Here is a 20,374-nt window from a genome sequence, read left to right as displayed (position 1 = left end):
GACATGACTGAGAAGATCACCCGCATCAACCCCGAGCAGCTGCATGAGACGCCCGGCTACCACCACATCACCGTGGTGGAGGCGGGCCGTACGGCCTATCTGGCGGGGCAGTGCCCTCTTGACCGGAGCGGTGACCTCGTCGGTTCCGGTTCGCTCGAGACACAGATCGACCAGGTCGTCGCGAACGCGCTCGCCGCCCTGGCCGCGGTAAGTGCCCCGCCGCAATGCGTGGTGCGGTCGGTGATCTACGTACGGAGCGACGAGAGGGACGTTCTCGGAGCCGCGTGGCGCCGGTTCGCCGACTCCGACCTGGGCCCGGCGTTCACCACGGCCAGCACGCTCTTGGGCGTCGCCCAACTGGGTTTCACCGGACAGCTCGTAGAGGTGGATCTCACTGTGGCGCTGCCTGACTGAGAACGGAGACTACGTCCTGGCGATCAGCTGGGCTCGTACTGCCTACGCCTCCCCGGTCACCAACCGAGCCGGGAACCCGCCGGTGGCAACCGGCCCCCACTTCTCCGGCGTGACCCGAATGATCGACTTGCCCTGCTTCACCATCGCCTCGCGATACTCGTCCCAGTCCGGATGCTCCCCGGCGATGTTCCGGTAGTACTCCACGAGCGGCTCGACCGACTCGGGGGAGTCGATGACCTCGGCGGTCCCGTCGATCTGCACCCACGGCCCGTTCCACTCGTCGCTCAGGACGAGCAGACTGACGCGCTCGTCCCGCTTGGCGTTGCGCGTCTTGGCGCGTTCGGGGTACGTCGACACGACGACCCGCCCCGAGTCGTCGACCCCGCAGGTCAGCGGCGAGGCCTGCGGGGAGCCGTCCGCGCGCCGGGTGAGGAGGATCGCCCGGTGCCGGGGCCGTACGAAGTCGAGCAGCTCGTCCAGGGAGACGGCGGTGTTCGTAGCGATGTTCGGTGCCATACGGCCAGCCTAGGGGCAGGCGGGCTGCGGGGCCTGTCCCCGCTGGGCCTATGTCCAGCGTTGAGGCACTGGGAGTGAGGGCGTTCACCCGGCCGGACCCGGACAGACCAGTTCGGGCTTTGAGTGGTTCGGAGAACAGGTCACCACTGCCAAGGAAAGGTATGAAGGGTGTTCGAGATAGAAGCCGTACGACACATCTCTGCCGGACCGCAGTTGTTCGGCCACCGTGTCGACCAGCGTGGCCAGCCAGGTGGCGTCCCGGTCGTACGCGCAGGCCAACCGGTGTGCGTGCTCAGTCAGCGCCTTTCCGAGCCAGGCCGCCGCCTCCTTCGCCTCGCCCCAGGTGCCGCGTACCAGCGAAGGCGGTTTGATCAGCCAGTACGCAATTTCCAGCGGCGGCAGATCGACGGTGGGGAACTCCGCCGACACTTCCCGGTAGCGCTGGATCAGTTCCGGCTTGCTCCCGGCCGGGGGCGGCTCGGGATGCGGGGGCCGTCGTAGGGCCTCCTGATCGAAGCGTCCTTTCGCCCCGGTCCACAGATAGCCGTGATGGTGCACCAGTCGTTCCCGTTCGAGGTGGCAGGAGTCGAGGGGACAGTCGGCCCCGCCCCCCTTGGAGAAGGGGGGGCGGGGCCGACCGGAGGGGCAAGGGTCAGACAGACACGCGGAACCGCGCCGGGTCGATACCGGCCGCGTCCAACTCCGCCGTGGTGAACCGCAGTGGGTGTGCGTCAGGCCGCTTGCTGTCGCCGAGGGCCCACGAGTCCTCACCGATCCGGGCCAGCGTCACGCACCCCTCGGTGCATGGACCGCCGCATGCCTTCACGAACGAGGCCCCGCTGATGTCGAGCGCGTACAGATCACTTCCGTCCAGCATCACTGCACCTTCCTGCTCAACTGATCGCGGCCATGGCTGACCGCCGCCGCCCGCGGGGGCGGGAGTTCATGAGAGGTGAGGAAGAGAGCCTGATGCGCGGAGCCGCTACTCGACTTCCTGAGAAGCGGCCAACAGACTCCGCGACGTGGCCGCGGCACGGAGCGCTTCCGCTATCTGCTCCACGTGCTCGGCTTGGAGCATCCCGATGTGCACGAACGCCGTTCCCGAGTGGGTGATCACAGGCCGCAGGTGCTGCTGCACGTGGTCGGGAACGCCCAGTGCCGCGAACGCCTCTCGGAGTGCGGTGGTGGCGTTGTCGGCCCGAACTCGGCTGTCCCGCCACGTCTGCATGTCCATCAGTGGGACCCGGCCTGATGTCCGCGCAGTTCCACATTGCGGTCGGACACGGCGCTGTAGTCACCGTCGGAGCGGGCGTTCTGTCTGGCGACCACGAGGGAGAGACACGTGGTACAGCCAGGTACGGCGGAGAGTTCGGTGGGCAGCTCGGCCAGTTCGTAGTCCTGCGGCTTCTGCGTCGCCATGTGTCGTCTCCGTGACTGATCGGCTCTCGGTGCGACGAACATATGGAGCCGACGAGTTACCGATCCACGAACTTGCATGGGCTTGCACGCCAATTTGTCTGGCCGAAGGCGCTATTGACGCTGTATCTGCAGTTCAACGAAGCTGATGCAAGTCACAGCAAGCCCTCGAACCCAGGAGCCGGTCATGGCCGTAGAGTTCGTTGGAATCGACCCCGACACCGATCTTGACCACTGCCCCACGGTGTGGACGGACGTGGAAGCGCGGGAGATCTTGTTGCAGGGATGGAAGCCGAGCACAGAGACTCAGGCGGAGTGCGAGGCAAGCAGCCCCGCGAACGGCCGGGTGCCCGACAGTGAGGCCGTCGTCAGGATTCCGGCTCGGATGATCCCGATGATCAGGGAGGCGTGTGATGCCGTCGAGCGTGCCCAGCTTCGCTGAGCTGCTTGGCCGGTGTGAGCGGTCTGCCGTCCACCTGGAGCTACGCGACGGCTACGCCTCGACTGACCGGTTCGAGGCGTGGAAGCGGGGCGAGCGGATCAACTGGGCGGACCGTGCAGCCTGGTGGCATCCCTTCTACCAGTTGATCACGGACGCCACGGCCCGTGGTATCGCGATCCGCCGGGCACGGGTGGTCTCCGAACCCGTGTCGGAGTACATCCGATGGGAGCACTACGTCACTCAGGCCAACGTCACGGCGGGTGAGGAGGTTCGGTGGCTGCCGCGACGACGGACCACAGACATCCCCCTTCCCGGAAACGACTTCTGGCTGTTCGATGGCGCACTGCTCCGGGTACACCACTTCTCCGGTGACGGAGTGGTGGTCGAGGATGAGGTCACGGCAGACCCGGAGGCCGTGAAACTGTGCTCGACTGCCTTCGAGACAGTCTGGGAGCGAGCGATACCGCACGACCGGTACAAGATCTGAGACGAAAGCCAGCTCCATGCCCCCGCATCCCTCGTCAAGTGTCCAGAAGGCACGCGAAGGCCTCGCCGGCCGCCTGCGTGAGATCCGGAAGGATGCCGGGATCAGCGGACGGGAGCTGGCTGTCAGGTGCGGTTGGTCGGAGTCGAAATCGTCCCGGATCGAGAACGCCAGGACCCCTCCCTCCGACGCGGACATCAAGGCGTGGTGCCGGGCCTGTACCTCTGAGGATCAGGCTGCCGACCTGATCGCGGCGAACAGGCAGACCGCCGATGCCCATGTGCAGTGGAGGCGACTCCAGCGGAGCGGTCTCCGTCTCCTGCAGGAGTCCGTGGTCGACCTGTACCAACAAACCAAGGTGTTCCGCGTCTACGTTTCTGACGTGATTCCTGGCTTCCTCCAGACACCCGGGTACGCCACCGCCCTCTTGTCGTCCATCGCGGACTTCCGGGGGACCCCGGACGACGTGAGTGATGCCGTAGCGGCCCGTATGAGACGCAACGCGGTGCTGGGCAATGGTTCCCGGCGGTTCTCGTTCGTGCTGGAGGAGTCGGTGCTGCGGTACCGGCTCTGCGGCGCCGAGACCATGGCGGCGCAGCTCGGCCACCTGCTCGGGGTCATGGATCTCCACAACGTCGCTGTGGGTATCGTCCCGTTCTCGGCGCAACGAACTGTGTGGCCCATGCCGACCTTCACCGTTTTCGACGACACCAGGGTGCACGCGGACACATTGGATGCTGCTTCCGCCCTCACGCAGCCAAGCCAGGTCGAGTTGTACGCCCGAGCTTTTGAGCGGCTGTCCCAGGGCGCCGCGCGCGGAGCGGCAGCACGGTCCCTGATAGCTGATGCGGTGGCGTCACTGACGTGACAACGATGCAGCGTTCATGTCGGCCAGGGCGCTGGGATCAGGCGAGTCGGCGCCAGTTCGCCGTTGCGCGGCGAAGTGGCGGAAGACGACCGAACTGTCGTCGAGGAGCCAGAGGTCGTTGCCGGGCACGCCTGACCCGGCCGCGCGGCGGCTTCACCTCCGGGTAGAGCGCCGCGCCACGTCGGAGAGGAAGTCCGCCCAGGCTGCGGGCTGGAGGGTGAGGTGGGGGCCGGCGGGGCTCTTGGAGTCGCGTATGTGGATGGCGGTGGGGGTGGGGGCTATCTCGACGCAGTTCGAGCCGTCGCCGCTGTAGGTGGACTTCTGCCAGTGGAGGGTTTGCACGGTTGGTTCCTTCAAAGGTCCTGGAGGCGGTGGTGGATGAAGTCGCGTGTCTTGGTGGGGTTCAGCGCACAGGACTCCATGCGGTCCAGTACGGCGCGGTATTTGCTCAACTGGGCCTCGGCATCGAGGAATTCGCAGGCGCCATGATGCGAGTCCAGTTGGACCGTGTCGAGCTGCGGGACGGGGCCCTCGACGTAGTCGAACGACTGGCCGGTGGTTGGGAAGTGGTCCGTACCGAAGGGGATCACCCGGACGGTGACGTGGGGCAGTTCGCTCATGTCGAGCAAGTGCTTGAGCTGGCCGCAGGCGACGACCGGGCCGCCGAAGTTCATGCGCAGCGCCGCTTCGTGAATGATCGCTGTGTACGGCGGCGGATCTGCCCGGTGTAGGACGCCCTGCCGCTTCATGCGATGCGTGAGGCGGTGCTCGATCTCGTACTGGCGCATCGGTGGCACCACAGCCCGAAAGAGGGCGCGGGCATGGTCGGTGGTCTGCAACAGCGCCGGGATGTGGATCAGGAGCGCCACCCGGAGCCCGGAGGCGTGATGTTCCAGCTCGGCCAAGTCGACAAGGGCGACCGGTACATGGTCGCGGTACTCCTCCCACCAGCCACGGGTGCGTCGGCCCGTCATCGCGGCGAGGGCGTGGATCAGTTGCTCGTCGCTGCAGTCGTAAACGCCCGCCGTGGCGCGGAGCCGGTCAGCGCCGATGGGTGTGCGGCCGGTTTCGATCATGCTGACGCGTGCCTGGTTGACGCCGAGGAATTGGGCGGCACCGGTGACGGTGAGCCCAGCCCGCTCGCGGAGTTTGCGCAGCTCTGCGCCCAACCGCCGCTGCCGGAGCGTGGGGCTGTTGGTGGGCGGCACGGCGTCTCCCTTCCTGGCCGCGACGCGGCATTGTGCTCACTCACACGAGTGAAGCATGGATGGCTTTAGTGAATTTAGTTAGATGCATCTAACCACTTGCTCTACGGTTGTCACGTATCGCCCAACTCCCCGCGCCCATAAGCCGGAAGCGCACCAACACAGGCAATGCCACCGCCCGGCACAGCAGTTGAGCGAGCCCACGCCCCCTTCCTGTGAGAGTCCTGGAGGTTCCCATGCGCACCGTATCCCCGCCCAACACCTGGACGTACGCCCTCCGCCTCCCCCACGACCCGCGCGCGGCACGGGTCGCACGTATGACCGTACGGTCCGTGCTGGACAGCCACGGCAGGCCCGAAATCCTTGACGCCGTGGAGCTGTTGACCTCCGAGATGGTCACCAACGCCTACCGGCACACCAACGGCCCCGCCTCCCTCCGCCTCACCGCCCTCGCCGACGGACGTCTCCGCGTCGGACTCTGGGACAGTCACCCACGAATCCCTTCCCCCTTCGGCCCGCCGCCCCACGACCGTGTCCCGCTCGCACCGGCCGACGGCGAGGGCGGGCGTGGGCTGTGCCTCGTGCAGGAGTACGCCGACTGCTGGGGCGGCTGGCCCCTCGGGGACGGTCTACTGGATCGCGGTGCCGGGAAGTTGCTGTGGTTCGAGGTGGGCCGGTGAGTGAGACCGGCCGGTTCTGGAGAGGGATCCGAGCGGACGGACAACGGACGACAGACAACAGACAACAGACAACAGAAGCCTGGGGGCGGGGAGCGCAGTATGGACAACACTGAGAACGACAGGGCCGCCGACCAGTGGCCGCTTCTCCCCGGCTGGATGTGGGACTGCGCCGACTGCGTCCGGCTCTACGAGGAGATGCGCCACGTACAGGCCGAAGTGGCCGGACTGACGGCCGAGGATGCCTCCGTCGACTGGGACTTCACCGACAGTGTCCTCGGAACGCAGCTCAGGCTCGGCAGTCATCTCGCCGACGCGCACGCCGAGTTGCTGCCCCCGTGGGATCCCGCCTGCGGAACCTGCGCCGAACGCCAGGAGGCCCTGGCGAAGGCGGAGGGACGGCCCGACCGGATGCCCGCCGCCGTGATGAACGCCGAGGAACACCGAGTCCGGCACCTCTTCGTCCCGCCCCGCCTGCTCCGCCTCCTGTAGCCCGGGTCTCGGTCAGTCAAGTCACGCCGTCGGCAGCGCGTCCCCCTGCACCGCCTGGACGTCGATCTCCACCCGCAACGTCGTACCGATCGCCGCGATCCCCGCCCGTACCACCTGGTTGTAGTTCATGGCGAAGTCCTCGCGCCGCAGTTCGGTCGTCGCCCGGAACGCGGCGCGCGTGCCGCCCCAGGGGTCGGCGCCGGTGCCGAGGTAGGCGAGGTCGAGGTCGACGGGCCGTACGACACCGCGCATGCTCAGCTCGCCGTGGACGATCCAGCGGTCGGTCCCGGCGGCCGGGGTGAGCCCCGTCGAGTGGAACGTGACCTCCGGATACCGCTCGACATCCAGGAAGTCGGCGGACCGTAGGTGTTCGTCCCGCGTCGCGTTCCCCGTATCGATCGAGGCGGCCGAAATGACCGCCTCCACCCGGGACTTGGCGACCTCGTCCGGGGCGATCTCGATCGTCGCCGTGAACTCCCTGAACCGGCCGTGCACGCTGGAGATGCCCAGGTGCTGGGCGACCGCCCCGACCGACGAGTGGGCCGGGTCGAGGGTCCACGGCCCCGGCGGCGGCAGTTCGGCGCCGCCACCGAGGCGGGCGAGGGTGACCGTCCCGACCTCGGTCCGGCCGCTCGCCGTCACGATCGCGCTGGACGCGGTGGGCGCGTACCCGACGGCCGTCACGATCACGGTGTACGCGCCGGGCGCGAGCGGGGTCGCGTCGCGCACGACCCCGTCCGCGTCGGCCCCGGCCCGCAGCACCTGCTGCCCGGTCATGTCGGTCACGGTGACGACGGCGTGCGACACCGCCCACCCGTCGCGGGTACGAACCCGTGCGTTGAGGCCCATGTCCCGCTACTCCCCACCCGGGTGGGCGAGTTCGATGTCGTGGCCGTCGGTTCCATTGCCGGTGACGGTCAGGGCGGTGGCCGCCGGCGGGTAGCCGGTCGCGATGACCGTGTACTCGCCGCTGTCCAGATCAGTGAAGGCGTACGCCCCGTCCGCACCGGTCGTCGACGTGCCGACCACGTTGCCCGCCGCGTCGACGAGCGTGACCCGCGCGTCCCCGAGCGGCCCGTGCGGCGCCCGTACGACACCCTGGACGTGCGCCCCGGACGCCAGTTCCACCTCGACCCGGGTGACCCCGGCACCGCCGACCTCGACGGGCAGCGCCCGCGGCCGGTACCCGGCGGCGTTCACGGCGATCGTCACGACACCCGGCACCAGGTCGGCGAAGGTGAACTCGCCCTGCTCACCGGTGGTCCCGGTGGCCAGCACATCCCCGCGCACATCGGTCACGATCACCATCGCGTCCTTGACGGGCGACCCCGACTCGGTGGCCCGCACCAGCCCGCCGAGCCCGCTCGTGCCGCTGAGCAGGATGTCGTACGAGACCGGCTCGCCGTTGACGACGACGGTCGAGGCCTGCGGCTGGAACCCGTCCGCCGAGGCGATCAGGACGTACGAGCCCGTGCCCGGCGCGTCCAGCGCGTAGCCGCCGTCGCCCTGTGCGACCGCGCGGCCCAGCTGGCGTCCGGAGAGGGAGATCAGCGTGACGGCGGCCTGCGGAACGGGCGCGCTCTCGGCACCGCGCACGTGACCCCGTACGGGAATCCCCCCACGGGCGGACTCCTCGGCGGCCTCGACAGCGACCGTGGCGACAGCGACGGCCGCCGGCTCCGGCTCCGTCTCCGCGACCGGAGTGGAAGGGGCACCCTTCTCCTCGACAGCGGCCTCCGCCGCTTGCGCCAACGCGCCCTTCGTCCGCAACGGAACCTCCTTGATGAAGACGGAGAAGACCAGCGCGAGCAGAGCGGCCGGGGCGGCGTAGAGGAAGACGTCGCCGATGCCGTGGCCGTACGCGCCCTCGATGACCGTGCGCAGCGGCGCGGGCAGGCTGTCGAGGTCGGGGATGGTGTTGGAGGTCGAACCGGAGAGCGCCGAGGCGTATTTCGGGTCGAGGGTGGCCAGGCCGTCCTTGAGGTGGTCGGTGATCCGGTGACTGAGAACCGCGCCGAGCGCCGAGACGCCGATCGCACCGCCGAGGGAGCGGAAGAAGGTGACGACGGAGCTGGCGACGCCCAGGTCGGAGGGGTCGACCTGGTTCTGTGTGCACAGCACCAGGTTCTGCATCATCATGCCGACGCCGAGCCCGAGCAGGGCCATGTAGATGGCGACGTGCCAGTACGGGGTGTCGTAGCGCAGGGTGCCGAGGAGCCCGAGACCGGACGTCACCAGCACACCGCCGGCGAGCAGCCAGGCCTTCCAGCGTCCCGTACGGGTGATGACCTGGCCGGAGACGGTGGAGGCGACGAACAGGCCGCCGATCATCGGGATCGTCATGACGCCGGACATGGTCGGCGACTTGTCGCGGGCCAGCTGGAAGTACTGGCTGAAGAAGATGGTGCCCGCGAACATCGCGACGCCCACGAAGAGCGAGGCGAGGGAGGCGAGGGTGATCGTGCGGTTGCGGAAGAGGCGCAGCGGGATGATCGGCTCGCTGGCCCTCGACTCGACGAGGACGAAGATCCCGAGCAGCGCGACCGTGCCGCCGAGCATGGCGCTGGTCTGCCAGGACGCCCAGTCGTACTTGTCGCCGGCGAAGGTCACCCAGACGAGCAGGAGGCAGACGGCGGCGGTGATGAAGAAGGCGCCGAACCAGTCGACCTTGGCCTGACGCTTGACCACGGGCAGGTGGAGGGTCCGCTGGAGCACGATGAGCGCCACGACGGCGAAGGGGACGCCGACGTAGAAGCACCAGCGCCAGCCGAGCCAGCTGGTGTCGGTGATGACACCGCCGATCAGTGGGCCGCCGACCATCGCGGTCGCGAAGGTGGCACCGAGGTAGCCGTTGTAGCGTCCGCGCTCACGCGGGGAGATCATCGCGGCGAGGATGATCTGCGCGAGGGCCGAGAGCCCGCCCATGCCGATGCCCTGCACGGCACGGAAGCCGATGAGCATGGCGGCGTTCTGCGAGAGGCCCGCGGCGGCCGACCCGAGCACGAAGATGACGAGCGCGAGCTGGATCAGCAGCTTCTTGGAGAAGAGGTCGGCGAGCTTGCCCCACAGCGGGGTGGACGCGGTCATCGCGAGCAGCGACGCGGTCACGACCCAGGTGTAGGCACTCTGGCCGCCGCCGAGGTCCTTGATGATGTCGGGCAGGGCGTTGGAGACGATCGTCGACGACAGGATCGCGACGAACATGCCGAGCAGCAGTCCGGTGAGCGCTTCCATGATCTGCCGGTGCGACATCGGCGCGCCGTCGGCGGAGCCGTGGGAGCCTCCCCCGTGCTTGGCGTGAGCCGCCCGCACACCGGCCGGTGTGGTCGTTGCCATTGAGCTTCCTTGTCTGTTTCGGCGCGTGTGCGTCTTCTGCGTGTACGTCATCTACGTGTGCTGCGTCGTCTGGTGGGCGTGGGCGTGGGAGTTGGCATGCGCGCCGAAGCTGTCCCGGAGCCGCGCCATGAGCCGGACGAGCTGTCCGACCTCCTCGTCGCTCCAGTCGGCGAGCCGGTGGGCGAGCAGTTCGGTGGTCCGCCGCGACAACTCGCCGATCTGCGCGTGCCCCGATGGGGTCAGCCGCAAAATGCGGGAGCGCTTGTCGGCGGGGTCGGGCAGCCGTTCGATCCAGCCGCGTCCGGCGACATGGGCGACATGGCGGCTGGTCACGGACATGTCGACGGCGAGCAGCTCGGCCAGCCGGCTCATCCGCATGTCCCCGTGCCGGTCGAGCAGCGTCAGCACGGCGGCGGAACCACCGGGACACTCGGGCGGCATGATCCGCCCCAACTCCCGCTTCACGGCCCCGAAGGCACTGAACTGACGCACCAACTCCTCGTACTGCGCCTGTTCGGCCATCACACCCCCCTGAAGTCTGCCTCTGTCCCTTTATTTGTTGCTTGGGGCAACCATAAGAACGATTGGTTGCTACAGGCAAATGAAATGGGGAGGAGGTGGACTAAAAACTTGGCAAAGGCAAGTATTGGCGAACGTAAACGCGCAGGTGGGAGGGGTGGGAGAGGGCCCCCACTTGGGCGGGCCCCGCCGAGTTCGCTAGGGTCCCCACCATGGCCAACACCCAGGGCCCCGAGGGCAACTACGACCCCGCGGGCAGCACCCAGATGTTCCGAGCGTTCGTCGACGAGACCCCCCAGGGCGGCAGCCGCCAGGCACCGGCCCCGGCGGGCCCCCGCATCGGCCTGATCGTCGGCGTGGTCGTCGCCGTTCTGGTTGTGGCGGCGGTGGCTTGGCTGGCGCTGAAGTAGGACCGACGGGACCGCGTCGGCAAGGCGGCCAGCGCGTTCCGGAGGCCGGTCGAGAGCCCCTGAGTGATCGATGAGCGACGATGTCCTGTCCGTCATCCCCACCGACCCGTACTGGCAACCCGGCAGGGTCGCGGCCGACCGCGCGGCGGCGATCGCGGCGGACCTGGCTCCAGGGGTTCCTGGCGGGGTGGACGTGGACATCGACGTCACCTGGCACGACACGCTCACCGTCGTGGACTGCGGCCAGAACCTGCGGAGGATCGGCTGCCCGCGCTGCGGCGCGTCGATCGGCACGGAGTGGTGGGCGGGCCTGCTCGAAGCCACCGCGGGTGACGGTTTCGCGACCCTCGCGACAGAAGTCCCCTGTTGCGGTGCGGCGGCCTCGCTGGACGAGCTGGAATACGACTGGCCGTGCGGCTTCGCCCGGTTCGAGATCGCCGTCTGGAACCCCGAACGCGTCTGGTTCGACGACGAGGAACTGGCCACCCTCGGCAACGCCCTCGGCCATCCCGTACGGCAGGTCAGGGCCCACATCTGACGAACCTCGGCTTCTGCCGAGCCCGGCTCCTGCCGCCCCGACCAGAGGACGTACCGCGATGGACCGCGGAGACGACGGCGAGGACTGGGTCAGCACTTCTACGCCCTATCTTTCGCCGCGGGCGATCGGCCAGGCCGGCGACGCCTGGAGCGAGGAGGCCGCGGCGAAGGGGCGCCGGGGAACCCAGCGCATCGTCCACGCGGGGGAGGTGCCGGCGTCCGGCGAGGTCTCCGGGCTGCTCGGTGTCGCCGAGGGCGAGGCCGTGGTCGTACGGCGTCGGGTCATCGAACTCGACGGTGAGCCCTGTGAGCTGACGGACACCTACTACCCGGCGCACATCGCCGCAGGCACCGGGCTCGCCGGTGTCGCGAAGATCCCCGGCGGGGCCGTGACGCTGCTCGCGCGGCTCGGGCACGTGGGCGTACGGGTACGTGAGGATGTGACCGCCGGGCTCCCGAACGCGGCGGAGCAACAGGCGCTGCGCATCGGCCCCGACGCCCCGGTCCTACGGCTGACCCGGCTCACCCTGGACGCGGAGGACCGGCCCCTCCAGACCGACCTGATGACGATGCCCGCCGACCGCCAACGCCTGCGCTATGAACGCCGGATCGGATAGCGGTACGTCGTACCGAGACCGGCGCCGACGACCGGCCGGCCCGTACGGACGGGGAGCCTCGCAGCACCGGAAGCCGTTCGGGCCACAGGGTGTGCTCACTCGTACGTGTGCAGTGCGCGCTGCTCCGTTTCCTGTCCGAAGGGACGGGAGAGGATCGGCGTACTCCCGGACGTGATCGCGTCCGGCTCCCACAGGGAAGGCGTCACATGGCTCAGGGCACTGTGAAGTGGTTCAACGCGGAGAAGGGGTTCGGATTCATCTCGCCGGACGACGGCACACCGGACGTCTTCGTGCACTTCTCGGCGATCGACATGTCCGGACACCGGTCGTTGGACGAGAACCAGCGGGTGGAGTTCTCGACATCGCAGGGCCCCAAGGGCCCGCAGGCCGAACAGGTCCGCCCCCTCTGACCCACCCGTCCGAGCCCCAAGGCGCGGGAAGCGCAGCAGACCCGCACCGGGGCGGATCTGCAAGCGACTGCTCGGTCACCAGGACGTGCGCGACCCCGACGGCCGGGACGCCTGCTGCTCGGCGTGGACCGGCTGGGCGGGCACCGTCCCGCGCGGGGCGGATGCGGGGGCCGGCCGGTCCCAGTCGTCGTCCGTCAGCATCATGTCGGGGTCGAACATGACGATGACGGCGGCCACCAGGAGCACGGCGAGCGGGCCGGCGAGCATGGCCAGGAGGAACGACAGCAGGTCGGTGGACGACTGGGCGGTCGCGGAGTGGCCCGTGAGGTGGACGGAGACGGCGGCCATGCCGGTGTAGTGCATGCCGGTCACGGCCACGCCCATGACCAGGCTCGCGCCGAGGCTGGCCCACAGGGCGTGGATGGAGACCGCCGCCCACAGGGCCGCCGTGGCCGCCGCGACGGCGATGACGACGGACAGGATCACCGTCATGGTGTCGTACTGGAGGGTGCCGTCGGTGTGGATGGCGGCCATGCCGAGGTAGTGCATGACCGCGACCCCGAGCCCGGTGACCGTGCCCGCCGTCGCCAGGGTCACCGGGGAACTGCCCCGGTAGCCGACGAGGAACACGCCGACGGAGACGAAGGCGATGGCGACCGCGAGGCTGAGGAGTGTCTTCGTCGTGTCGTAGCTGACCAGCGCGCCCTGCACGTTGAAGCCGATCATGGCGATGAAGTGCATGGTCCAGATGCCGCAGCCGATCGCCGTCGCGCCCAGGGCCAGCCAGCGTGCTCTGCGCTGCGGGTGGCGCAGCGACCGGGTCGTGCAGCGCAGCCCGAGCGCCGCCCCGAGGCAGGCCATCAGATAGGCGGCGATCGGGGTCACGGCGCCGTAGTAGAAGTTGGAGACGTCGGAAGCGGCGGAGGTCATACGGGTTCCCTTCACGTGCGTGACGGCAGGCGGCACCGCAGCATCTGCCCTGCCGGGGAAGCAGGGCACGGGGAACCGAGCGGTCAGTTCAAGCCACCTGGCCGAGTTGTGCACGATTCAATCACGGGGAACACACACTTCCTACACATAGAGGGTCCATCGACTGCCGAATCGATACTTCGCCATCCTTCGCCAGACTTAGGCATCCTTCGGCATCCATCGGCGCATACCGGTGAAGGTCCCCTTACGCCCACTCGACCCCGACGACCCGCGTCTCCACCCGCATCCCCCAAGGCACCCGCCACGCGTCGACGCACACCGTCCAGGTCTCTTCCCTCGTCGCCCCCGGCTGGATCGGCGCGGGAAGCGCCACCGACGACTCGACCGTCGCCCAGTCGATGCCGAGCAGGTCGATGATGTGCGTGCCGAAGGTCACCGTGCCCGAACGGACCGGTGCGCCACCGGTGTTGTGGAAGGCGAGCGTCACCTTCTCGCACCAGCGTTTGTCCGTGGCCTCGCGTACGGGCGCACCCGTGGTCAGACGGGCGGGACCAACGGGCGGGGAGGGAACCGGTGTTGGCGTCGACGTCGAAGGGGACGCAGGCGCGGGCGCAGGGTTCGGCGTCGTCGACGGGGAACTCGTGCTCGTACGCGCGGAGTTGCCGCCCACGTCCTCAGGAGCCGGTGATCCAGGGCCCGTTGCGGATTCGCGTGGCCGGATCTCCTGAACCGGGGGCGAGTCGGGCGCCGTTGCCCGCTCACGTCCCTCCAGCGGTACGAACGTCACCTCCCCGGTGGGAGCGACCGCCGTACCGCCGCTCGCCGGGCGCTCGACCGCGACGTACCCCTCGCCCTGTCCGTCACCGCCTCCGCACGCCACCAACAGCCCTGCCAGGGCGCAGGTCGCGATGGCCGCCGAGGTGGTCAGGGCGATGGCGCCCCGGCGGTCATGCGTCGTGCGGGTCGGGCGAAGCATCGCGACATCGTCGCTGATGCTCCGTCAGAAGTGAACCCTCGGGAGGCCCCTCAGTGGGGCCTCATCGGAGCCTCAGTCGGAGATCAGGCCCTCGCGCAGCTGGGACAGGGTCCGGGTCAGCAGGCGGGACACGTGCATCTGGGAGATGCCGACCTCCTCGCCGATCTGCGACTGGGTCATGTTGGCGAAGAAGCGCAGCATGATGATCCGGCGCTCGCGCGGCGGGAGTTTGGCCAGCAGCGGCTTGAGGGACTCGCGGTACTCCACGCCCTCCAGCGCCGTGTCCTCGTAGCCGAGGCGGTCGGCCAGGGAGCCCTCGCCGCCGTCGTCCTCCGGGGCCGGGGAGTCCAGGGACGAGGCCGTGTACGCGTTGCCGACCGCGAGGCCGTCGACGACGTCCTCCTCGGACACGCCCAGGACCGCGGCGAGTTCGGTGACCGTCGGCGAGCGGTCCAGCTTCTGGGCGAGTTCGTCGCTGGCCTTGGTGAGGGCCAGGCGCAGCTCCTGCAGGCGGCGCGGGACGCGCACCGACCACGAGGTGTCGCGGAAGAACCGCTTGATCTCACCCACGACCGTCGGCATCGCGAACGTCGGGAACTCGACGCCGCGTTCGCAGTCGAAACGGTCGATCGCCTTGATCAGACCGATCGTGCCGACCTGGACGATGTCCTCCATCGGCTCGTTGCGGGAGCGGAAGCGGGCCGCCGCGTACCGCACGAGGGGGAGGTTCAGCTCGATGAGGGTGTCCCGGACGTACGCACGCTCGGGGCTGTTCTCGTCGAGGGCGGCGAGCCGCAGGAACAGGGAACGGGACAGGGTGCGGGTGTCGATGGCTCCCGTGGCCGGCGGAGCCGGCGGGAGGGCCGGGACGGCCGGGGCTGCCTCTGCCTCGACCTCCACTACGAGGGCCGGGACGTCGTGAAGCTCGGCGGGCGCCGACTCGCTCTTCGTGAGCGTGAGCACCTTCGAGCTGCCCTGGTCTGCGGACATGCCACCCCCTTTGGGTCGCGGACGGTCGCGGCGGACGCTCCCGTCTGAGGAACGCAGCCTTCACCTGAATACCGGAGCCGAAGCCACGGCAAACGCTCTTCCGGCAGAATGTCACATGTCGGCAACACGCTGTAGTGACATGTCGACATGTAAGACACGAATCAGCCCTGGAAAGAGGGGGTCTGACGGTTTTTCACCCCAGAAGTGGGAGGAAGTGAGCCACTGGGCGATTCGCTCTCCCAGGTGACGCCTCGATCCTGTGTCCGGTTCTCCCCGGACCGCCCGCCTGGTGACTCGTGTGACTCCTGCGGTGACGCCCGCGGCCGCTCCCGCTCCCCGCGACTACGCTTCGATGCGGTTCGCCGAGCGCAGTCGCGCGAAGCTGCGCGCCAGCAGCCGGGACACATGCATCTGGGAGACGCCCAGTTCCGCGCTGATCTGCGACTGGGTGAGGTTGCTGTAGTAACGCAGCAAAAGGATCCGCTGCTCGCGCTCGGGGAGTTGGACCAGGAGATGGCGGACCAGGTCGCGGTGCTCCACGCCGTCCAGCGCCGGGTCCTCGTAGCCGAGCCGGTCGACCAGACCGGGCAGCCCGTCGCCCTCCTGGGCCGCCTCCAGCGAGGTCGCGTGGTACGAACGGCCCGCCTCGATGCAGGAGAGCACGTCGTCCTCGCTGATCCGCAGCCGCTCGGCGATCTCGGCGGTCGTCGGGGTACGCCCGAACGCCGTCGTCAGATCCTCGGTCGCGCCGTTGACCTGCACCCACAACTCGTGCAGCCGGCGCGGTACGTGGACCGTGCGGACGTTGTCCCGGAAGTACCGCTTGATCTCGCCGATGACCGTCGGCATCGCGAACGTCGGGAACTGCACGCCCCGGTCCGGGTCGAAGCGGTCGATGGCGTTGATCAGCCCGATGGTGCCGACCTGGACGACGTCCTCCATCGGCTCGTTGCGGGAGCGGAAGCGGGCGGCGGCGTAGCGCACGAGCGGGAGGTTCGCCTCGATGAGCGCCCCTCGTACGCGGTTGTGCTCCGGCGTACCCGGGTCCAGCACCTTGAGCTGGCCGAAGAGCACCTGGGTGAGCGCCCGGGTGTCCGCGCCGCGGCTCCGCGGTGGGGCGGGCTCCTGGGGAGCGACCTCCGGGGCGGCGGCCTCCTGCGGTGCGGCCTGCTGTGGTGCGGCTTCCTGGGGTGGCGCAGTACTGGCCGACACGGTCAACGCCACCTCTTCATCGGTCAACTCATCCGTCAAAAGCGGTCATAGCATCACAAGACATGTGCACTGTGTGCAAGCACCCCATAACACCGTGTTGAGGGAGGGGTGGTGCATAAGACACAAAAAGGCCCCACACCGTTCCGGTGCGGGGCCAGTTGTGTGCTCGGCCTGGAACGCGCTCGGCCTAGAACTCGTAGTCGGCGATCACCCAGGTGGCGAACTCGCGCCACAGCGCGGCGGCCGCCTGATGGTCCGGGTGCTCCAGATACCGCTTGAGGGCGTCCGCGTCGTCGACCGCCGAGTTGATCGCGAAGTCGTAGGCGATGGGGCGGTCGGTGATGTTCCAGGCGCACTCCCAGAAGCGGAGTTCGTCGATCTTCCCGGACAGGGCGCGGAAGGCCTCGGCGCCCGCCACGACCCGCGGTTCGTCGCGCTGGACGCCCTCGTCGAGCTTGAAGAGGACCAGATGGCGGATCACATGTACTCCCTGGCTGCTGCGTCCTGCTACTTGGCGCCGTCGGCGATCCAGGTCATGAAGTCCCCTATGGCACTGGCCGCGTTCGAGATGCCCTCGAAGGCTATCTGGACGTAGTCGGCCGCCTTCGACGGGTCCGTGATGATCACGTACAGCACGAAGACCACGAGCACATAGACGGCGATCTTCTTCGAATTCACCGCCACCGCGGCCTCCCCTCAGAACCGACCCGACTGATGTCGCACGAAGGGCCCCGCCGTCCGGCGAGGCCCTTCTACAGCGGTAGCGGAGGGATTTGAACCCTCGGTGACTTGCGCCACACTCGCTTTCGAGGCGAGCTCCTTCGGCCGCTCGGACACGCTACCGAGAAAGACCTTACAGCACGGTACGGCGTGGTCTGAAATCCGTATTCGCGGTGCAACCAGGGTCAGCGGTCGTTGCGGAAGAAGTCGGTCAGGAGGCGCGCGCAGTCGTCCGCGAGGACGCCGCCGATCACCTCGGGGCGGTGGTTGAGGCGGCGGTCGCGGACGACGTCCCAGAGGGAGCCGGCCGCGCCCGCCTTCTCGTCGCGGGCGCCGTAGACGATCCGGTCGACCCGGGACTGGACGAGCGCGCCCGCGCACATCGTGCAGGGCTCCAGCGTCACGACGAGCGTGCAGCCGGACAGCCGCCACTCCCCGAGGTCGGCCGCGGCCCGCCGGATCGCGAGGATCTCGGCGTGCGCGGTCGGATCGCCCGTCGCCTCGCGCTCGTTGTGCCCGGTCGCGAGGACGGTCGTACCGTCGGCGGCCAGGACGACGGCCCCGACGGGGACGTCACCGCCGAGGACGGCCCGCCCGGCCTCGGCCATGGCGAGCCGCATCGCGGCCCGCCATGGATCACGTACGGGGTCGGGCGGCCCCTCGACGGTCAGGCCCTGTTCGTTCAGCGCACCGTCTCCAGGACCTCCGACGCTCCGAGGGCGTCGGCGATCGCGCTCAGCGCGTCGTCGGCGTCCAGGGCGCGGAGTTCCTTCTCGCCGACGCCGAGGTCGTCGAGGATCTCGGTGTCGCCGACAGGGCCGTGCGGTACGGCCTCGGCGGAGGTGTCGTCGTCCTCGTCGTCGTCGGCGGAGCCGGTGGCCGGACCGGAGTCCGACTCACCGTCCTCGGTGCCGTCGAGGTCGAGGGCGTCCAGATCTGTCTCGTCGGCGTCCGGATCGCGGCCGAGTAGCTCGGCCGTGAGCAGGATCTCGCCGTACGAGCTACGGGCAGCGGCGGCGGCGTCCGAGACGTAGATCCGGGGGTCGTCCTCGCCGTCGACGCGGACGACGCCGAACCAGGCGTCCTCCTGCTCGATGAGCACCAGCACCGTGTCGTCCTCGGGGGAGGCTTCACGGGCCAGTTCGGCCAGGTCCGACAGGGTTTCCACATCGTCGAGTTCTGTGTCGCTCGCTTCCCACCCGTCTTCGGTGCGCGCGAGCAGTGCGGCGAAGTACACCGTGACTCTCCCACTGGTCCTAGGCGTGCCGGTTGGGGGTCCCCCCGGCGGAGGCTTTGGGTGGGGAAAGCTCTGCGCCGAGCCCCACCCACTCGGAATCGTGGCAGAAACGGAGCGTTCAGGGGACGTCTTCGGCACCCTGTGTCCGGCTCTTTTGATCGCTTGTCGGCCGAGCCCTTCACCAGCGCTCTCGTTGCCGCCACCAGCGGATCGTAACCGGCTTCCCTGGCTGCCCCCGCACGGCCACCCCCTCAACGCGCCTACTACCAGCGGAACGTACGCATGCGCATGGCGTGGCGGAGGCGGGCGGCCTTGGCGCGGCGGGGCTGGACACGGTCGCGCAACTCGCGCGCCTCGGTCAGCTCGCGCAGGAAGACGGCCCGGCGCCGACGCCGCTCGGCGTCGGTCTCCGACGCCTTCTGTTCCCGATGCTCCCGGTCGGGCATAGGCACACACCCCCAGTCCATCCCTCCCACTTTCCCTCCGTCGGGCGGTTTGATGCCAGCGGAGGAGTGATCGGGGAGCCGAGCCCCCGCAGAGGACCACGGCTACTGTTAGGGCCATGCGTCTTCACGTCGTCGACCACCCCCTGGTCGCTCACAAGCTCACCACGCTGCGCGACCAGCGCACCGACTCCGCGACCTTCCGCCGTCTCGCCGACGAGCTGGTCACCCTGCTCGCCTACGAGGCCACGCGCGACGTGCGTACCGAACAGGTCGACATCACGACGCCGGTCGCCTCGACCACGGGCGTCAAGCTGTCCCACCCGCGCCCGCTGGTCGTGCCGATCCTGCGGGCCGGTCTGGGCATGCTTGACGGCATGGTCCGGCTGCTGCCGACCGCCGAGGTGGGCTTCATGGGCATGGTGCGCGACGAGGAGACGCTCCAGGCGTCCACGTACGCGACCCGGATGCCGGAGGACCTCTCCGGGCGCCAGGTGTACGTCCTCGACCCGATGCTCGCCACCGGCGGCACCCTGGTCGCGGCGATCCAGGAGCTGATCAAGCGCGGCGCCGACGACGTGACGGCCGTGGTCCTGCTGGCCGCCCCGGAGGGCGTCGAGGTCATGGAACGCGAGCTGGCGGGCACCCCGGTGACGGTCGTGACGGCCTCGGTGGACGAGCGCCTCAACGAACACGGCTATATCGTCCCGGGCCTGGGAGACGCGGGAGACCGCCTCTACGGCGCAGCAGAGTAGGCGGTCGCTTTTAGGGGCGCGGGGAACTGCGCGACCATCCACGACGGCGCGGCAGCCGAACGACGACCGACTACCGGATTGTTCAGCAGCCCTTAGGGGAGCTGGAAGGCGCCGGCACCGGGTTGGCCAGCGCGGCCAGCGCCTGGTCAGCCTCCTGCTTATTGGTCAGCGCCGTGAACTTCGTCCCGATGAGCAGGTCGACCTCGGTCGCCGACGCCCGCGCGTCCGTCTTCAGCTGCGCGCCGGCCAACTGCGTGCCGAGCACGGGCAGCGCGGCCTGGGCGGCTGACTTCGCACCGAGCACTATCCCCGCACCGGCGATCTTCTTGTCGTAGGCCTTGGTCGCGTTGCCGATGTCCCCGATACGGAACCCACGCTTGCGCAGCTCGTCCGCCGCCTGCTTGGCGAGGCCGCTGCGGGGAGTGGCGTTCAGGACGTTGACGGTGATCTGGCCGGGCTTGAGGAGTGTCTTCGGGGTCGTCGGCGTGGGCGAGGGGGTCACCTTCGTGGCGCAGTCCGCCTTCGGACCCGCCGCCGTGGCCTTGCTGCCGCCGCCCGTGAAGACGTCGATGAGCTGCAAGGTGCCCCAGCCGATCAGGCCGAGGGCGACGACGGAGGCCACGAGTCCGAGCACGAGTCTGCGGCGCCCCCGGGGTCGGCGCATCCGCGGGTACTTGTCCCCCGTGATGCGGTACTGGCCGCCCATTCCGGGGGGAGTCAGCATGCTCATGGGCGCAGCGTAGTGCGCCCTGGCGGTGATGCCTACTA

31 protein-coding genes, 1 tRNA gene and 1 pseudogene are annotated in these 20,374 nt (G+C 69.0%); 11 read left to right on the top strand and 22 right to left on the bottom strand.

Translation table 11 applies throughout. The features are described 5' to 3' along the window. Nucleotides 1-3: 3 nt before the first annotated feature. Nucleotides 4-414 carry a RidA family protein gene (locus ACFYXF_RS10445; protein WP_389349142.1) on the top strand — a complete coding sequence of 137 codons (411 nt, stop codon included), beginning with the start codon at nucleotides 4-6 and terminating at the stop codon, nucleotides 412-414. Nucleotides 415-456: 42 nt separating this feature from the next. Here ACFYXF_RS10445 and ACFYXF_RS10440 read toward each other — a convergent pair whose 3' ends face one another. From ACFYXF_RS10440 to ACFYXF_RS10420, 5 genes are all read right to left on the bottom strand, one after another. After that, nucleotides 457-930, bottom strand: a complete 474-nt coding sequence (locus tag ACFYXF_RS10440) for a PPOX class F420-dependent oxidoreductase (RefSeq protein ID WP_389349141.1) — start codon at nucleotides 928-930, stop codon at nucleotides 457-459. 84 nt (nucleotides 931-1,014) lie between these two features. Continuing rightward, nucleotides 1,015-1,488, bottom strand: coding sequence for a hypothetical protein (locus ACFYXF_RS10435; RefSeq protein ID WP_389349140.1), 474 nt, complete (start codon nucleotides 1,486-1,488; stop codon nucleotides 1,015-1,017). Nucleotides 1,489-1,582: 94 nt separating this feature from the next. After that, nucleotides 1,583-1,807 carry a DUF397 domain-containing protein gene (locus ACFYXF_RS10430; protein ID WP_389349139.1) on the bottom strand — a complete coding sequence of 75 codons (225 nt, stop codon included), beginning with the start codon at nucleotides 1,805-1,807 and terminating at the stop codon, nucleotides 1,583-1,585. A gap of 105 nt (nucleotides 1,808-1,912) precedes the next feature. Then, entirely contained in the window at nucleotides 1,913-2,164 is a 252-nt protein-coding gene (locus ACFYXF_RS10425; RefSeq protein WP_389349138.1) for a hypothetical protein, read from the bottom strand. Further along, nucleotides 2,164-2,349 (bottom strand): hypothetical protein, encoded by a 186-nt coding sequence (locus ACFYXF_RS10420; protein WP_389349137.1) that lies wholly within the window; start codon nucleotides 2,347-2,349, stop codon nucleotides 2,164-2,166. Before ACFYXF_RS10420 ends, ACFYXF_RS10425 begins: the two co-directional genes overlap by 1 nt. A gap of 184 nt (nucleotides 2,350-2,533) precedes the next feature. On the opposite strand from ACFYXF_RS10420, the gene ACFYXF_RS10415 reads away from it, so the two are divergent. Genes ACFYXF_RS10415 through ACFYXF_RS10405 form a run of 3 tightly spaced genes read left to right on the top strand, consistent with a single transcriptional unit; the run spans nucleotide 2,534 to nucleotide 4,140 of the window. Then, nucleotides 2,534-2,788 carry a hypothetical protein gene (locus ACFYXF_RS10415; protein ID WP_389349136.1) on the top strand — a complete coding sequence of 85 codons (255 nt, stop codon included), beginning with the start codon at nucleotides 2,534-2,536 and terminating at the stop codon, nucleotides 2,786-2,788. Then, nucleotides 2,760-3,275, top strand: a complete 516-nt coding sequence (locus ACFYXF_RS10410; protein WP_389349135.1) for a DUF6879 family protein — start codon at nucleotides 2,760-2,762, stop codon at nucleotides 3,273-3,275. Before ACFYXF_RS10415 ends, ACFYXF_RS10410 begins: the two co-directional genes overlap by 29 nt. Nucleotides 3,276-3,291: 16 nt before the next feature. Further along, complete coding sequence (locus ACFYXF_RS10405) at nucleotides 3,292-4,140, top strand: helix-turn-helix domain-containing protein (RefSeq protein ID WP_389349134.1); 849 nt, start codon at nucleotides 3,292-3,294, stop codon at nucleotides 4,138-4,140. On the opposite strand, the pseudogene ACFYXF_RS10400 reads toward ACFYXF_RS10405, so the two are convergent. The 3 genes and pseudogenes from ACFYXF_RS10400 to ACFYXF_RS10390 all read right to left on the bottom strand — a co-directional run. Next, nucleotides 4,129-4,275: pseudogene (locus ACFYXF_RS10400) on the bottom strand (hypothetical protein); the annotation flags it as partial. The gene ACFYXF_RS10405 and the pseudogene ACFYXF_RS10400 overlap by 12 nt on opposite strands. An 18-nt stretch (nucleotides 4,276-4,293) precedes the next feature. After that, the gene (locus tag ACFYXF_RS10395; protein ID WP_389349133.1) at nucleotides 4,294-4,482 is read right to left on the bottom strand and encodes a DUF397 domain-containing protein; all 189 of its coding nucleotides are present in this window, start codon (nucleotides 4,480-4,482) and stop codon (nucleotides 4,294-4,296) included. A gap of 11 nt (nucleotides 4,483-4,493) precedes the next feature. Continuing rightward, nucleotides 4,494-5,348: a helix-turn-helix domain-containing protein gene (locus ACFYXF_RS10390; RefSeq protein WP_389349132.1), complete on the bottom strand. Its 855-nt coding sequence runs from the start codon at nucleotides 5,346-5,348 to the stop codon at nucleotides 4,494-4,496. 233 nt (nucleotides 5,349-5,581) lie between these two features. Here ACFYXF_RS10390 and ACFYXF_RS10385 point away from each other — a divergent pair, with 233 nt between their 5' ends. Both ACFYXF_RS10385 and ACFYXF_RS10380 read left to right on the top strand, forming a co-directional pair. Continuing rightward, the gene (locus ACFYXF_RS10385; protein WP_389349131.1) at nucleotides 5,582-6,025 is read left to right on the top strand and encodes an ATP-binding protein; all 444 of its coding nucleotides are present in this window, start codon (nucleotides 5,582-5,584) and stop codon (nucleotides 6,023-6,025) included. A gap of 99 nt (nucleotides 6,026-6,124) precedes the next feature. Continuing rightward, nucleotides 6,125-6,514 carry a hypothetical protein gene (locus ACFYXF_RS10380; RefSeq protein WP_389349130.1) on the top strand — a complete coding sequence of 130 codons (390 nt, stop codon included), beginning with the start codon at nucleotides 6,125-6,127 and terminating at the stop codon, nucleotides 6,512-6,514. A 21-nt stretch (nucleotides 6,515-6,535) separates the two neighbouring features. Here the strand turns inward: ACFYXF_RS10380 and ACFYXF_RS10375 are convergent, their stop codons facing one another. Genes ACFYXF_RS10375 through ACFYXF_RS10365 form a run of 3 tightly spaced genes read right to left on the bottom strand, consistent with a single transcriptional unit; the run spans nucleotide 6,536 to nucleotide 10,372 of the window. Continuing rightward, complete coding sequence (locus ACFYXF_RS10375; protein ID WP_389349129.1) at nucleotides 6,536-7,363, bottom strand: YceI family protein; 828 nt, start codon at nucleotides 7,361-7,363, stop codon at nucleotides 6,536-6,538. Between the two features lie 6 nt (nucleotides 7,364-7,369). Continuing rightward, complete coding sequence (locus tag ACFYXF_RS10370) at nucleotides 7,370-9,850, bottom strand: MFS transporter (RefSeq protein ID WP_389349128.1); 2,481 nt, start codon at nucleotides 9,848-9,850, stop codon at nucleotides 7,370-7,372. A 51-nt stretch (nucleotides 9,851-9,901) separates the two neighbouring features. Then, on the bottom strand, nucleotides 9,902-10,372 hold the full coding sequence (locus ACFYXF_RS10365; protein ID WP_389349127.1) for a MarR family winged helix-turn-helix transcriptional regulator: 471 nt from the start codon (nucleotides 10,370-10,372) through the stop codon (nucleotides 9,902-9,904). A gap of 209 nt (nucleotides 10,373-10,581) precedes the next feature. Between ACFYXF_RS10365 and ACFYXF_RS10360 the strand changes: the two genes are divergently transcribed. The 4 genes from ACFYXF_RS10360 to ACFYXF_RS10345 all read left to right on the top strand — a co-directional run bounded on the left by ACFYXF_RS10360 (nucleotide 10,582) and on the right by ACFYXF_RS10345 (nucleotide 12,343). After that, the gene (locus tag ACFYXF_RS10360) at nucleotides 10,582-10,779 is read left to right on the top strand and encodes a hypothetical protein (RefSeq protein WP_164417708.1); all 198 of its coding nucleotides are present in this window, start codon (nucleotides 10,582-10,584) and stop codon (nucleotides 10,777-10,779) included. A gap of 70 nt (nucleotides 10,780-10,849) precedes the next feature. Beyond that, complete coding sequence (locus ACFYXF_RS10355) at nucleotides 10,850-11,317, top strand: hypothetical protein (RefSeq protein WP_389349126.1); 468 nt, start codon at nucleotides 10,850-10,852, stop codon at nucleotides 11,315-11,317. Between the two features lie 58 nt (nucleotides 11,318-11,375). Then, a complete protein-coding gene (locus ACFYXF_RS10350) occupies nucleotides 11,376-11,933 on the top strand; it encodes a GntR family transcriptional regulator (RefSeq protein WP_389349125.1) in 558 nt (185 codons plus the stop codon). Nucleotides 11,934-12,139: 206 nt separating this feature from the next. Further along, nucleotides 12,140-12,343, top strand: a complete 204-nt coding sequence (locus ACFYXF_RS10345; protein ID WP_389349124.1) for a cold-shock protein — start codon at nucleotides 12,140-12,142, stop codon at nucleotides 12,341-12,343. Between the two features lie 75 nt (nucleotides 12,344-12,418). On the opposite strand, the gene ACFYXF_RS10340 is transcribed toward ACFYXF_RS10345, so the two are convergent. From ACFYXF_RS10340 to ACFYXF_RS10295, 10 genes are all read right to left on the bottom strand, one after another. Further along, nucleotides 12,419-13,273 (bottom strand): MHYT domain-containing protein, encoded by an 855-nt coding sequence (locus ACFYXF_RS10340; RefSeq protein ID WP_389349123.1) that lies wholly within the window; start codon nucleotides 13,271-13,273, stop codon nucleotides 12,419-12,421. A gap of 244 nt (nucleotides 13,274-13,517) precedes the next feature. Then, nucleotides 13,518-14,249, bottom strand: a complete 732-nt coding sequence (locus tag ACFYXF_RS10335; RefSeq protein ID WP_389349122.1) for a hypothetical protein — start codon at nucleotides 14,247-14,249, stop codon at nucleotides 13,518-13,520. 72 nt (nucleotides 14,250-14,321) lie between these two features. Next, entirely contained in the window at nucleotides 14,322-15,239 is a 918-nt protein-coding gene (locus tag ACFYXF_RS10330) for an RNA polymerase sigma factor SigF (protein ID WP_235476933.1), read from the bottom strand. A gap of 342 nt (nucleotides 15,240-15,581) precedes the next feature. Continuing rightward, on the bottom strand, nucleotides 15,582-16,463 hold the full coding sequence (locus tag ACFYXF_RS10325) for an RNA polymerase sigma factor SigF (RefSeq protein WP_389349458.1): 882 nt from the start codon (nucleotides 16,461-16,463) through the stop codon (nucleotides 15,582-15,584). Between the two features lie 175 nt (nucleotides 16,464-16,638). After that, on the bottom strand, nucleotides 16,639-16,932 hold the full coding sequence (locus tag ACFYXF_RS10320; RefSeq protein ID WP_389349121.1) for a Dabb family protein: 294 nt from the start codon (nucleotides 16,930-16,932) through the stop codon (nucleotides 16,639-16,641). A 26-nt stretch (nucleotides 16,933-16,958) separates the two neighbouring features. Continuing rightward, complete coding sequence (locus ACFYXF_RS10315) at nucleotides 16,959-17,135, bottom strand: hypothetical protein (RefSeq protein ID WP_369029026.1); 177 nt, start codon at nucleotides 17,133-17,135, stop codon at nucleotides 16,959-16,961. A 74-nt stretch (nucleotides 17,136-17,209) separates the two neighbouring features. Next, nucleotides 17,210-17,294, bottom strand: a tRNA-Ser gene (locus tag ACFYXF_RS10310). Between the two features lie 62 nt (nucleotides 17,295-17,356). Further along, entirely contained in the window at nucleotides 17,357-17,791 is a 435-nt protein-coding gene (gene tadA / locus ACFYXF_RS10305) for a tRNA adenosine(34) deaminase TadA (protein WP_389349120.1), read from the bottom strand. Nucleotides 17,792-17,853: 62 nt separating this feature from the next. Next, entirely contained in the window at nucleotides 17,854-18,408 is a 555-nt protein-coding gene (locus tag ACFYXF_RS10300; protein ID WP_389349119.1) for a hypothetical protein, read from the bottom strand. 263 nt (nucleotides 18,409-18,671) lie between these two features. Further along, complete coding sequence (locus tag ACFYXF_RS10295) at nucleotides 18,672-18,854, bottom strand: hypothetical protein (protein WP_369029263.1); 183 nt, start codon at nucleotides 18,852-18,854, stop codon at nucleotides 18,672-18,674. A 116-nt stretch (nucleotides 18,855-18,970) separates the two neighbouring features. Here ACFYXF_RS10295 and upp point away from each other — a divergent pair, with 116 nt between their 5' ends. After that, entirely contained in the window at nucleotides 18,971-19,606 is a 636-nt protein-coding gene (gene upp, locus ACFYXF_RS10290; RefSeq protein WP_369029007.1) for a uracil phosphoribosyltransferase, read from the top strand. A gap of 82 nt (nucleotides 19,607-19,688) precedes the next feature. Here upp and ACFYXF_RS10285 read toward each other — a convergent pair whose 3' ends face one another. Beyond that, a complete protein-coding gene (locus ACFYXF_RS10285) occupies nucleotides 19,689-20,336 on the bottom strand; it encodes a LytR C-terminal domain-containing protein (protein ID WP_389349118.1) in 648 nt (215 codons plus the stop codon). Nucleotides 20,337-20,374: the final 38 nt, after the last annotated feature.

Source organism: Streptomyces sp. NPDC002680 (assembly GCF_042889145.1).
Classification (GTDB): domain Bacteria; phylum Actinomycetota; class Actinomycetes; order Streptomycetales; family Streptomycetaceae; genus Streptomyces; species Streptomyces adonidis.
The sequence above is the reverse complement of the archived record's forward strand: the minus strand, read 5'-3'. Positions and strand labels throughout refer to the sequence as shown.